Origin of the sequence: Pseudomonas sp. TWR3-1-1 (assembly GCF_049896545.1) — a bacterium.
Lineage (GTDB): Bacteria > Pseudomonadota > Gammaproteobacteria > Pseudomonadales > Pseudomonadaceae > Aquipseudomonas > Aquipseudomonas weihenstephanensis.
Genome location: NZ_JAFCUO010000003.1, coordinates 93,354 through 105,243 on the forward strand (window position 1 = coordinate 93,354; position 11,890 = coordinate 105,243).

At 57.0% G+C, this 11,890-nt stretch carries 10 protein-coding genes and 2 tRNA genes; 3 read left to right on the top strand and 9 right to left on the bottom strand.

Translation table 11 applies throughout. The features are described from left to right. Nucleotides 1-19 precede the first annotated feature (19 nt). Together ACP7A4_RS09035 and ACP7A4_RS09040 are read right to left on the bottom strand one after the other, a co-directional pair. A tRNA-His gene (locus tag ACP7A4_RS09035) sits at nucleotides 20-95 on the bottom strand. 41 nt (nucleotides 96-136) lie between these two features. Next, nucleotides 137-213 (bottom strand) — tRNA-Arg (locus ACP7A4_RS09040). 280 nt (nucleotides 214-493) lie between these two features. On the opposite strand from ACP7A4_RS09040, the gene folD reads away from it, so the two are divergent. Continuing rightward, the gene (gene folD / locus ACP7A4_RS09045) at nucleotides 494-1,348 is read left to right on the top strand and encodes a bifunctional methylenetetrahydrofolate dehydrogenase/methenyltetrahydrofolate cyclohydrolase FolD (RefSeq protein ID WP_059763133.1); all 855 of its coding nucleotides are present in this window, start codon (nucleotides 494-496) and stop codon (nucleotides 1,346-1,348) included. Nucleotides 1,349-1,464: 116 nt separating this feature from the next. Here folD and cysS read toward each other — a convergent pair whose 3' ends face one another. After that, nucleotides 1,465-2,847: a cysteine--tRNA ligase gene (gene cysS, locus ACP7A4_RS09050; protein ID WP_059763134.1), complete on the bottom strand. Its 1,383-nt coding sequence runs from the start codon at nucleotides 2,845-2,847 to the stop codon at nucleotides 1,465-1,467. Nucleotides 2,848-2,868: 21 nt separating this feature from the next. Next, nucleotides 2,869-4,566 carry a glutamine--tRNA ligase/YqeY domain fusion protein gene (locus tag ACP7A4_RS09055; protein WP_059763135.1) on the bottom strand — a complete coding sequence of 566 codons (1,698 nt, stop codon included), beginning with the start codon at nucleotides 4,564-4,566 and terminating at the stop codon, nucleotides 2,869-2,871. A gap of 263 nt (nucleotides 4,567-4,829) precedes the next feature. On the opposite strand from ACP7A4_RS09055, the gene ACP7A4_RS09060 reads away from it, so the two are divergent. Then, nucleotides 4,830-5,333 (top strand): peptidylprolyl isomerase, encoded by a 504-nt coding sequence (locus ACP7A4_RS09060; protein ID WP_048363591.1) that lies wholly within the window; start codon nucleotides 4,830-4,832, stop codon nucleotides 5,331-5,333. Next, a complete protein-coding gene (gene lpxH / locus ACP7A4_RS09065; protein WP_426246478.1) occupies nucleotides 5,330-6,073 on the top strand; it encodes a UDP-2,3-diacylglucosamine diphosphatase in 744 nt (247 codons plus the stop codon). The genes ACP7A4_RS09060 and lpxH overlap by 4 nt, the downstream gene beginning before the upstream one ends. A gap of 84 nt (nucleotides 6,074-6,157) precedes the next feature. Here the strand turns inward: lpxH and ACP7A4_RS09070 are convergent, their stop codons facing one another. The 5 genes from ACP7A4_RS09070 to ACP7A4_RS09090 form a co-directional block, all read right to left on the bottom strand. Further along, nucleotides 6,158-7,687, bottom strand: coding sequence for a DHA2 family efflux MFS transporter permease subunit (locus ACP7A4_RS09070; RefSeq protein WP_059763137.1), 1,530 nt, complete (start codon nucleotides 7,685-7,687; stop codon nucleotides 6,158-6,160). Between the two features lie 63 nt (nucleotides 7,688-7,750). Further along, nucleotides 7,751-8,956, bottom strand: a complete 1,206-nt coding sequence (locus tag ACP7A4_RS09075; protein ID WP_059763138.1) for an efflux RND transporter periplasmic adaptor subunit — start codon at nucleotides 8,954-8,956, stop codon at nucleotides 7,751-7,753. Between the two features lie 15 nt (nucleotides 8,957-8,971). Then, on the bottom strand, nucleotides 8,972-10,441 hold the full coding sequence (locus tag ACP7A4_RS09080) for an efflux transporter outer membrane subunit (RefSeq protein WP_426246481.1): 1,470 nt from the start codon (nucleotides 10,439-10,441) through the stop codon (nucleotides 8,972-8,974). Then, a complete protein-coding gene (locus tag ACP7A4_RS09085) occupies nucleotides 10,438-10,911 on the bottom strand; it encodes a MarR family winged helix-turn-helix transcriptional regulator (RefSeq protein WP_048363586.1) in 474 nt (157 codons plus the stop codon). Before ACP7A4_RS09085 ends, ACP7A4_RS09080 begins: the two co-directional genes overlap by 4 nt. Before the next feature lie 192 nt (nucleotides 10,912-11,103). After that, nucleotides 11,104-11,712 carry a tRNA-(ms[2]io[6]A)-hydroxylase gene (locus ACP7A4_RS09090; protein ID WP_059763140.1) on the bottom strand — a complete coding sequence of 203 codons (609 nt, stop codon included), beginning with the start codon at nucleotides 11,710-11,712 and terminating at the stop codon, nucleotides 11,104-11,106. Nucleotides 11,713-11,890: the final 178 nt, after the last annotated feature.

The following is an 11,890-nucleotide window of genomic DNA, read 5'->3' on the forward strand; positions in this document are numbered from 1 at the left end:
TCTGGCGTCTTTCTAAATATGGGGTGGACGAAGGGGATCGAACCCTCGACAACGGGAGTCACAATCCCGTGCTCTACCAACTGAGCTACGCCCACCATATTGCCTGTGTTGCCTTACTTGTGCCAAAGCTGCCTAATGGCGCACCCGGCAGGACTCGAACCTGCGACCATCCGCTTAGAAGGCGGATGCTCTATCCAGCTGAGCTACGGGCGCCTTATTAATCTGTATTCTGTGACGACTACAAACTAAGTGCTTTCAGTATCACCAAGCTAGACATCAACTTCGCTCTACCTTCTTAACCAGTGCTAGGCTGTGCCCGACAAGTGCGACGAATGTTATAGGTGAGTCGGGAAGTCGTCAACTCTTTTTTGAAAAAAGTTTAGAAATATAAAGGGGTTAGGGGAATAAGCAGACCAAGCGCCTTTGCCCTCACGCCACGGCATGCGAGAATGCACGCCCTTTTTCCACCCTTTTCGATGGTTAATCACGCGTAATGACTGCACAACTAATCGACGGCAAAGCGATCGCCGCCAGCCTGCGCCAGCAGATTGCCAAACGTGTCGCCGAGCGTCACGAGCAAGGCCTGCGCACTCCTGGTCTGGCAGTGATTCTGGTAGGCAGTGATCCTGCCTCCCAGGTTTATGTTTCGCACAAGCGTAAAGACTGCGAAGAGGTAGGCTTTCTTTCACAAGCCTATGACCTGCCTTGCGACACCACCCAGCAAGCACTGACCGATCTGATCGACCGCCTTAATGAAGACGCGAACATCGATGGCATCCTGCTGCAACTGCCATTACCTGAGCACCTGGATGCATCCAAGCTATTGGAACGCATCCGCCCGGACAAAGATGTCGACGGTTTCCACCCCTATAATGTCGGCCGCCTTGCACAACGCATCCCTCTGCTGCGTCCTTGCACCCCTAAAGGCATCATGACCTTGCTGGAAAGCACCGGTCAGGATCTCTACGGGATGGACGCCGTCATTGTAGGCGCCTCCAATATTGTGGGCCGACCGATGGCGATGGAGCTGCTACTGGCAGGCTGCACCGTCACGGTCACCCACCGCTTCACCAAAGACCTGGCCGGCCACGTCGGCCGCGCCGATCTGGTTGTGGTTGCCGCCGGCAAACCGGGTCTGGTTAAAGGTGAGTGGATTAAAGAAGGCGCCATCGTGATCGACGTGGGTATCAATCGTCAGGCCGATGGCAAGCTGGTAGGCGATGTTGTGTACGAAACCGCCCTGCCCCGCGCCGGCTGGATTACACCCGTTCCAGGCGGTGTAGGCCCGATGACCCGTGCCTGCCTGCTGGAGAACACACTCTACGCAGCCGAAACCCTGCACGACTAAGCGTCTAAAACGGCATTGCCAACGGCACCTTCGGGTGCCGTTTTCATGCGCGCAGCTAAACGATCACCCAAACAAAAGCCCGCACTGGGCGGGCTTTAGCTCACAACACGAGCAACCTAGTCAGCCAGACGCCAAGTTGTCCCGCCTTTTCCGTCTTCAAGCACCACACCCATTGCGCTCAATTGATCGCGAATGCGGTCGGACTCAGCCCACTCTTTGGCCGCACGAGCGGCCAAACGCGCCTCGATCAACGCGTGCACTTGAGCAGCATCCACCTTGCCTTGCGCGCCAGCCTGCAAGAACGCGTCTGCTTCGAGCTGCAATACACCCAGCACATCAGCCAACTGCTTGAGACGCGCAGCCAAACCCGCAGCCGCGTGCAGATCGGTTTCACGCAGGCGATTGATCTCGCGCACCATTTCAAACAGCACGGCGCACGCTTCCGGAGTACCGAAATCGTCGTTCATCACTTGGGTGAACCGCTCGACAAACGCTTCCCCACCCGCAGGCTCTGCGTTTGGCAGGCCTTTAAGTGCGTGATAGAAGCGCTCAAGCGCCGCTTTCGCGTCCTTAAGGTTGTCTTCGGAGTAGTTGATCGAACTCCGGTAGTGGCTGGACACCAGGAGGTAGCGCACCACTTCGGGGTGATATTTCTCCAGCACATCGCGAATGGTGAAGAAGTTGTTCAAGGATTTGGACATCTTCTCGCCATTGATGCGAATCATCCCGCAGTGCATCCAGGCATTGGCGTAGGTTTTACCTGTCGCCGCCTCACTCTGGGCAATTTCGTTCTCATGGTGCGGAAACTCAAGGTCACTGCCGCCACCATGAATATCGAATGTCTCGCCCAAGCAGCATGTGGACATCACCGAGCACTCGATGTGCCAGCCCGGACGCCCCGGACCCCACGGTGATTCCCAACTCGGCTCGCCCGGCTTGACGCCTTTCCACAGTACGAAATCCAGCGGATCGTCTTTGGATTCATCAACCTCGATGCGTGCGCCAATGCGCAAGTCTTCGATCTTCTTGCGCGACAGCTTGCCGTAACCCATGAACTTGGCAACGCGGTAGTACACGTCACCATTACCCGGGGCGTAGGCATAGCCTTTGTCGATCAGGGTCTGAATCATTGCGTGCATGCCCGCAATGTGATCGGTGGCTCGCGGCTCCATGTCCGGTTTACGGATGTTGAGCCGTGCTTCATCGTCATGCATCGCCGCGATCATGCGCTCGGTCAGCGCCTCAAACGTTTCGCCGTTTTCACGGGCACGGTTGATGATCTTGTCGTCGATGTCGGTGATGTTGCGCACATAGGTCAAATCGTAACCACTGAAACGCAACCAGCGGGTCACCAGGTCAAAAGCAACCATGCTGCGGCCGTGACCAAGGTGGCAGTAGTCGTATACGGTCATGCCGCACACGTACATACGCACGTTGTTGCCATCCAGAGGCTTGAACACTTCTTTGCTCTTGGTGAGCGTGTTGTAGATCGTTAACACGAAGATTTCCTTAAAACTGATTCACTGGCCCCACGAATCCCGCAAGGTCACAGTGCGATTGAATACCGGACGACCTGGCTTCGAATCCTTGATATCAGCGCAGAAATAACCTTCGCGCTCAAACTGGAAACGGTCTTCAGGCTGTGCATTGCCCAACGAAGGCTCTGCACGACAACCGGTTAAAACCTGCAGCGAATCTGGATTGATGTTTTCCAGGAAGCCCGCGCCATCTTCAGCCTTTTCAGGGTTCGCAGAGCGGAACAGTCGATCATACAAGCGCACTTCACACTCCACGCTGGCCGCTGCCGGCACCCAATGCACCACGCCTTTGACCTTACGGCCTTCAGGGTTCTTGCCCAGGGTTTCAGGGTCGTATGAGCAATGCAGCTCAACGATGTTGCCATCGGCATCTTTGATGGCTTCGTCGGCACGAATCACGTAGCTGCCGCGCAAACGCACTTCGCCTGCTGGCTCCAGGCGCTTGTAACCTTTTGGCGGCTCTTCCATGAAGTCGTCACGGTCGATATAGATTTCACGCGCGAACGGCAACACGCGAACACCCATGTCTTCTTTCGGGTGGCACGGCAGCTCAAGGGATTCAACCTTGTCTTCAGGGTAGTTGGTGATGATGACCTTCAACGGGCGCAGTACGCACATGGCGCGCGGCGCGCTGTGGTCCAGGTCGTCGCGGATGCTGAATTCCAGCATGCCAAAGTCAACCACGCCGTCAGACCGGTTGGTGCCGACCATGTCACAGAAGTTGCGGATCGACTTGGGCGTATAACCACGGCGACGGAAACCCGACAACGTGGACATGCGCGGGTCGTCCCAGCCATTGACGTGTTTTTCATCAACCAATTGCTTGAGCTTGCGCTTGCTGGTGATGGTGTAGTTCAGGTTCAGGCGTGAAAATTCGTACTGACGCGGCTTGCTCGGCACCGGCAGGTTGTCGAGGAACCATTCGTACAGCGGACGATGCCCTTCAAATTCCAGGGTGCAGATCGAGTGAGTGATGCCCTCGATCGCATCTGACTGACCATGAGTGAAGTCATAGTTGGGGTAGATGCACCACTTGTCACCGGTTTGATGGTGATGAGCATGGCGAATGCGATACAGGATCGGATCACGCAGGTTCATGTTGGGCGAGGTCATGTCGATTTTGGCGCGCAGTACGCGCTTGCCGTCTTCGAACTCGCCCGCTTTCATGCGTGCGAACAGGTCGAGGTTTTCCTCAACGCTACGTTCACGGAACGGGCTGTTTTTACCCGGCTCGGTCAGGCTGCCGCGGTATTCCTTGGCTTGCTCGGGGGTCAGGTCGCAGACATAAGCCTTGCCCTCTTTAATGAGGTAAACCGCCCACTCATGCAATTGGTCAAAATACTGCGAGGCATAGCGCACTTCACCGGACCACTCAAAGCCCAGCCATTTAACGTCGCTTTCAATCGCGTCGATGTATTCCTGATCTTCTTTGGCCGGGTTGGTGTCGTCAAAACGCAAGTGCGTGACGCCGCCAAACTCTTGAGCCAGCCCAAAGTTCACGCAAATGGACTTGGCGTGACCGATGTGCAGATACCCGTTGGGTTCTGGCGGGAAGCGGGTCACGATCTGTTTGCATTTACCCGAGTCAAGGTCAGCCTGAACGATTGGACGCAGGAAATTGGCCGGGACAGCAGGGCCAGCCTTTGAATTCAGAGTGGTGTCGACAGTGGGCTTGCTCATAGGATCCTTGAACATAACGAGTGCGCGGCCTGGGGCGGCCGACTAAATCAAAGCGCCTATCATAGCCGATGCTGTCAAGTCACTGACAGAGCAGGCACGCAATCAGGCGCCTTGAAATGCCTGCTTTTAATGCCCATATAGCAAAAACAGCATCGAAATGCCGGGCGGGCAGGCTAAACTCCGCCGCTGGGCCGTACCTTGGCCAAGAGCGGCACGCCATGCGCACACGCCCCACGAATTCATTAGATAGAGCGACAGCAACCATGACCCAAGTAAAACTGACGACCAACCACGGCGACATCGTGATCGAACTGAACGCTGAAAAAGCGCCGATCACCGTAGCCAACTTCATCGAATACGTAAAAGCCGGCCACTACGAAAACACCATTTTCCACCGTGTCATCGGCAACTTCATGGTTCAAGGCGGCGGTTTCGAGCCTGGCATGAAAGAAAAGAAAGACAAGCGCCCAAGCATCCAGAACGAGGCTGACAACGGCCTGTCGAACGACAAATACACCGTTGCCATGGCCCGCACCATGGAGCCGCATTCGGCATCTGCCCAGTTCTTCATCAACGTGGCTGACAACAGCTTCTTGAACCACAGCGGCAAAAACGTTCAGGGCTGGGGTTATGCCGTATTCGGTAAAGTCACCGCAGGCCAAGACGTTGTCGACAAGATCAAAGGCGTGTCGACCACCTCCAAGGCCGGTCACCAGGATGTACCCGCAGACGACGTGATCCTCGAGAAAGCCGAGATCATTGAGTGATACTGCTGATTTCAGACTTGCATCTGGAAGAGGAGCGCCCGGACATTACCCGGGCGTTTCTGGATTTCCTGACCGGGCGTGCGCGCTCGGCACAGGCGCTGTACATTCTGGGTGATTTTTTTGAAGCCTGGATTGGCGACGACGCCATGACGCCCTATCAGCGCTCAATCTGTGAGGCACTGCGCGCCCTGAGCGACAGCGGCACACCGATTTTCCTGATGCACGGCAATCGTGATTTTCTGCTTGGCCAGACCTTTTGCAAGGCCGCTGGCTGCACCCTACTCAAAGATCCGAGCGTGGTAGATTTCTACGGCGAACGGGTATTGCTGATGCACGGCGACAGCTTGTGCACCCGCGACGAAGCTTACATGCGCCTGCGACGCTACCTGCGTAATCCTGTGACGCGCTGGGTTTTACGGCACCTGCCACTGAGCACCCGGCATAAACTGGCGCGCAAACTGCGCAGTGAAAGCCGCGCCCAGACCCGCATGAAAGCCAACGACATTGTCGATGTGACCCCCGAAGAAATCCCCCGAATCATGACCCAGTACGGCGTCCACACCTTGATTCATGGCCATACCCATCGCCCGGCGATTCACAAACTGCAAATCGGCGAGCACGCCGCCAAGCGCATTGTGCTCGGTGACTGGGACCGTCAAGGCTGGGTATTGCAAGTAGATGAGCAAGGCATGCAACTGATGCCGTTTGATTTTCAGCGGGCATTACCGCCCCCCGCTTGATCTCTGCAGGCACTGCCGACGGCTGCTAGCGTTCCAAAGATCGTAGCTGTCGGCAGCGCCTGCGGGCGGGTGACAAACGATTCATCAATGCCCGCTTGCCGCTGGCCCCGCCTTCGCTGCAAACGGTGGCTTGGCCAGCCACACGATCAGAATCAACCCCATAAACAGCCAGCCCATCATCGTGAAGTAGTCCACGGTGGAGAACATGTACGCCTGGCTGGTCAGAATTTGGTCCATCTGCGCATATGCCTTGGTGCTTGCACCGCCCAGATTTTCCAGCGCATGCCGGGTAACAGGGTCATAGGTGCTCATGCTTTCACTCATGTAGGCATGATGCTGATCGGCCCGACGAATCCAGATCCAGGTGGTCAGCGATGCGGCAAAGCTGCCGCCCAACGTACGCAGGAAGGTGGCCAGCCCTGCCCCGTCGGCGATCTGCTGTGGCGGTAAGTCCGACATCAAAATGCTCAGGGTCGGCATGAAAAACAGCGCGACACCAATCCCCATAAACAACTGCACCATCGCAATGTGCTGGAAGTCCACCTCATTGGTGAACTCGGCGCGCATAAAGCAGCTCAAGCCAATGGCTAAAAAGGCCAGACCGGCCAGCAGTCGCAAATCGAACTTGTGCGCGTACTTGCCCACGAACGGCGACATTAATACCGGCAAGATACCAATCGGCGCCACCGCCAAACCGGCCCAGGTGGCGGTGTAGCCCATCTGCGTTTGCAACCATTGCGGCAAGATCAGGTTGATGCCGAAGAAACCGGCATAGCCCAACACCAGCACAATGGTGCCGATTCGAAAATTACGATGAGCGAACAGACGCAGATTGACGATCGGGTGCTTGTCAGTCATTTCCCAAATCACAAACGCCGCGAGCGCAACCACCGACAGCGCCGTGCCCAAGAGGATGAAGTTGGATTCGAACCAGTCCAGGTCATTGCCTTTATCCAGCACGATTTGCAACGCGCCCACCCCAATGATCAGGGTGATCAACCCCACGTAATCCATAGGCTGACGGGTGATCACCACCGGCCGCGCCTTCAATTGCTGGCGAACGACCATCACCGCAAAGATGCCAATCGGGATGTTAATAAAGAAGATCCACGGCCAACTGTAACTGTCGGTGATCCAGCCGCCCAAAATCGGCCCCGCAATGGGCGCGACCACCGTGACCATGGCCAGCAATGCCAGTGCCATCCCCCGTTTCGCGGGTGGGTACACCGCGATAAGCAGGGTTTGCGTCATCGGATACAAAGGCCCGGCAACCAACCCTTGAAGCACCCGAAAGCCCACCAGCTCAGGCATTGAGGTGGAGATGCCGCATAAAAAGGAGGCCAGCACGAACAAAATCGTGGCCCACAGAAACAGCTTCACCTCGCCAAAGCGTCGGCTTAACCAGCCGGTCAGCGGCAAGGCAATCGCATTACTGACAGCAAAAGAAGTAATCACCCACGTGCCCTGCTCCGAACTCACGCCCAGGTTGCCGGAGATGGTCGGCAAGGCGACGTTGGCAATGGTGGTATCGAGCACTTGCATAAAGGTCGCCAGCGACAGGCCAATGGTGGCGAACAGCAAGCTTGGCGGGGTAAATGACGCGTTTGTACTCATCGCAAATCCTTTAAAACTGGCGGCGCAGCCCCGCCAGTGCGACGGGGCTTATGGATTGGCGAATCAACGCGTAGCGGCAGAGTTGCCCGAGGCGGCACTGTTGCTGTCGATCAGGCGCGCAATCAGCGCCTCGGCATCCGCCAGTTGCTTGTCGTACACATTGGTGGTGAAGGTGGCTTTTTGCGGCGGCTGTTGCGCCAGCACCGGGCCACTTTGGTCGCGCAGGTTCACGTCCACTACCGTCGACAACCCCACTCGCAATGGATGCTGTGCCAACTGATCGGCATTGATATGAATGCGTACCGGCACCCGCTGGACGATTTTGATCCAGTTGCCCGTCGCGTTTTGCGCAGGCAACAGCGCGAACGCGCTGCCCGTACCGGCGCCAATGCTGTCGATGGAGCCGCTGTATTTCACATCGCTGCCATAAATGTCCGACTCGATCTCAACCGGCTGACCAATGCGCATGTTGTGCAACTGGGTTTCCTTGAAGTTGGCGTCGATCCACAGCTGGTTCAGGGGAATCACCGCCATTAGCGCAGTGCCCGGCTGAACTCGCTGCCCCAGTTGCACAGTGCGTTTGGCCACATAGCCCGTGACGGGCGCAATCAACGTGGTGCGGGCGTGCTCCAGGTACGCTTGGCGCAACTGCGCGGCAGCGGCCAGAACGTCCGGGTGATTGGCGACCGCAGTGTTATCCACCAAAGCCGTGGTGGTATTAAGTTGTTGCTCGGCGTTACGCAGCGCACTTTGTGCGGACGCTAGATCGTCCCGCGCATGGGACAGCTCTTCCTGAGAAATCGCCCCGCCTGCCGCCAGACTCTTACGGCGACTGTAGTTATCTTGCGCTTTCTGCACGTCAGATTTTTGTGCCGCCACTTGAGCCTTCATGCCGTCCACATTGCTGAACAGGCCACGGACCTGACGCACCGTGCGCGCCAAGTTAGCCTCGGCACTTTGCAAGCCGACTTGCGAATCGCTCGGGTCAAAATTGAGCAATACCTGACCTTCGTGCACCAAATCGCCATCATCGGCGCCGATGCTCACCACCGTACCGGTGACCAAGGGTGTGATTTCAACCACGTTGCCATTCACGTAAGCGTCGTCGGTACTTTCTGTCCAGCGACCATACAGCTCATGCCAGGCCCACACGCCCACCACGGCGAGCACGACCAGCAGTGCCAGAGCGCCCAGCCAGAGTTTACGTTTGCGCGTATTGCCCGCGTCTTCGGTGTGTTGCGTTTCATTCGGTGTTTGCACAGTGGCCATGACGAGTACCTGAAATTATTCTGCCAGCGAGGCTTGGGAAGGAACGGCCAGCGCCGTGTGGGCGGGCTCAAAGCCGCCGCCCAGGGCCTGCATCAATTGAATTGAGAGGTCGATCTGTTGTGCATTCACGTCTGCCAACTGACGCTGGGCCTCAAGCAATTGCTGCTCAATACTCAGCACCTCCAGATAGTTGCCGACACCCGAGCCGTAACGCTGCAATACCGTGTCGTACGAGTTCTGTGCAATCTCGGTTGCGCGCTGCTGCGCGGTGATTTGTTGACCTGTAGCGCGCAACTGCCCAAGGGTGTCGCTGACATCGCCGAGCGCCCCCACCAACATTTTGTTGTACTGCGCGACCGCCAGATCGTAGTTCGCATCTTCGGCATCCAGCCCGGCCCGTAAACGCCCGCCGTCAAAAATGGGCAGCGATACCGCCGGTGCAATGTTGAAGAAACGACTGGCTGGACCGAACAGTGCATCCCCCAGTAATGACTGGGTGCCGGCAGCGGCCGTCAAGTTGAGGTTGGGATAAAAGCGGGTCTTGGCCGCCGCGATATGTTTACTGGCTGCTTCGACGCGCCAGCGGGCCGCCACCAAGTCCGGACGACGACCGAGCAAATCCGCAGGCAAAATGCTTGGCAGCGCCACCGCGTTGGGGGTTAACACCGCGGGACGCGCAATCTCAGCGCCACGGTCAGGCCCTTTGCCCAACAGTACGGCCAGCGCAATACGTGCAGAGCTGAGCTGCTTTTGGGCGTTGATCAACTGCTCTTCAGCGCTGGCCTCCAGGCTTTCGGTTTGCTGATACTGGTAGTGGCTGTCAATACCCGAATCCAGACGACGCTGGCTCAGGTCGAGCATTTTACGGGTGCGCTCAAGATCATCTTTGGACAGGTCTCGCACACTGAACGCATGCCCTAAATGGCTGTAGGCGCGGGCCACATCACTGGCCAGGGTCAGGCGTGCGGCCTGAGCATCCACTTCAGCTGCGCGCGCCTCGCCCACTGCCGCTTCCCACGCATCACGCTGGCCGCCCCACAGATCGAAGGTGTAATTGAAAGACAGATTGATGTCGCGCTCTGTGCTGTAACGTCCGCCTTGCCCGCCGGGGTCTTGCGAGCGCGAGAGCCGCGAGCGCGTGACATCAGCACCGGCATCCAGCGTTGGCATGCGCTGCGCATGAGCGGCACTGGCAGCCGCGGCCGCCTGGTGAGTGCGCGCACTGGCCACCTGCATGTCCGGGCTATCGCGCAGGGCTTCTTGAATCAGGCCGTCTAATTGCGCATCGCCCAATCGCTTCCACCAGTCCTTTGCAGGCCAGGCGGCCGGGGTGGTGCGGGCGCCACTGAGCGTTTGCCCGGCCTTCAGATGATGGGCTTGAAGGCTGACGCCTTCGGTCGCAAGCCCCTGATAATTGGCGCAACCGGCCAGTACCATCGACGCAAATACCAGACCTAAGCCTGTACGCAAGGTTGTGTCGCTCATTTTCCACCTAAGCGCTGGACCGTGATCGCGTCACCGGCAGCCAGCAGTATTTTTTTCAGGATCTGTTCAAGTTGTTGCAGTTCTTGCGCAGTAATGGCGCCCGCCAACTGGTTCATGGCGTTGGCCCCGATTTCTGGCAACTGGTCGGCCAGGGCCTGGCCGTCAACGGTCAGCACGAGCCGTACTTGACGCCTGTCGGCCTCGGAGCGTTGGCGCATCAGCAGGTTTTTTTGCTCGAGACGATCCAGCATGCGGGTCATCGACCCACTGTCCACAGACAGGTGGCGACACAGCTCCGCCGGGGTATCGACGTCAAACTGCGCCATGATGATCAGCACTTTGAACTGCGCCGCGGTGATGCCGTAAGGCTCCATGTGGCGATCAATGATGCGATCTTTAAGCAACGCGGCTCGCCCCAGGAGCAAACCCAGGGTGCAATGTTGAAAGTTATCGGGATTGAAGTGCTTCATCAGGCCACCAGGAAGCTGCCTAGGCAGTAATGTTTCGAAATATTACTGTCTAGGCAGCTAATGTCAAGAATATAAATAGCTGGCTATCTATTTCAACTTGCAGGCGCGCCGACGCTGAGGCCAGATGGCCTCCTCATTCAGGAACACAATGGGTCTTGACCTAAAACGTAAAGCTGGTGCCGCAAGCGGCTTTTATGCCTGCGCAGGAACACCGCTGTGGAAACGAAACTCGACATCCGGGGTTTCGATCAGCGCTTGCTCTGCCGCTCTGACTCGCTCGATCACCAAGGCGATGTCTTTGGCATCGCCGTATTGATAAGCCAACTTCAAGTAGCCCTGAAAATGCCGGGCCTCACTTTTGAGCAAACCGAAGTAAAACTTGCCCAGTTCTTCATCTAAATGCGGCACCAGTGCTTCAAAACGCTCGCAGCTGCGGGCCTCGATAAATGCCCCTACCACCAACGTATCCACCAGTTTCACAGGTTCGTGATTGCGCACCACTTTACGCAAACCCGAGGCGTAACGCCCTGCCGACAGTTGGCGCAGTTCGATCTTGCGCTTTTTCATCAACCGCATGACCTGCTCGTGATGCACCAGTTCTTCACGTGCAAGGCGCGACATCATATTGATCAGATCAACATGCGAGTGGTACTTGGCTATCAGGCTCAACGCGGTACTGGCCGCTTTGAATTCGCAATTTTTGTGGTCGATCAGCAAGGTGTCCTGATCCGCCAATGCAGCCTTGATCCAACCATCCGGGGTGCGACAGCCGAGAAACTCATGAATTTCAGGAAGAATCACGCGCACGCTCCCGACATAGGAGAGTTGCGCAACGGACCGGCAGTTTTCACAAGAATGGCTGACATGAGGCTCACAAGGGCTGGAGTTTCAAAAGCCGCCAATTATACGGGCCACACGCCGCAGCACCAGCCTGACGGGTTGATATGCATCAACACGCACTCAACCTGCGAGCAACTAT

Bases quoted from the DNA above. Each gene is read 5' to 3' on its own strand.
- folD (WP_059763133.1), top strand. From the start codon at position 494: ATGACTGCACAACTAATCGACGGCAAAGCGATCGCCGCCAGCCTGCGC.
- ACP7A4_RS09080 (WP_426246481.1), bottom strand. From the start codon at position 10,441: ATGAGCGACACAACCTTGCGTACAGGCTTAGGTCTGGTATTTGCGTCG.
- ACP7A4_RS09070 (WP_059763137.1), bottom strand. From the start codon at position 7,687: ATGAGTACAAACGCGTCATTTACCCCGCCAAGCTTGCTGTTCGCCACC.
- ACP7A4_RS09075 (WP_059763138.1), bottom strand. From the start codon at position 8,956: ATGGCCACTGTGCAAACACCGAATGAAACGCAACACACCGAAGACGCG.
- ACP7A4_RS09060 (WP_048363591.1), top strand. From the start codon at position 4,830: ATGACCCAAGTAAAACTGACGACCAACCACGGCGACATCGTGATCGAA.
- ACP7A4_RS09085 (WP_048363586.1), bottom strand. From the start codon at position 10,911: ATGAAGCACTTCAATCCCGATAACTTTCAACATTGCACCCTGGGTTTG.
- ACP7A4_RS09055 (WP_059763135.1), bottom strand. From the start codon at position 4,566: ATGAGCAAGCCCACTGTCGACACCACTCTGAATTCAAAGGCTGGCCCT.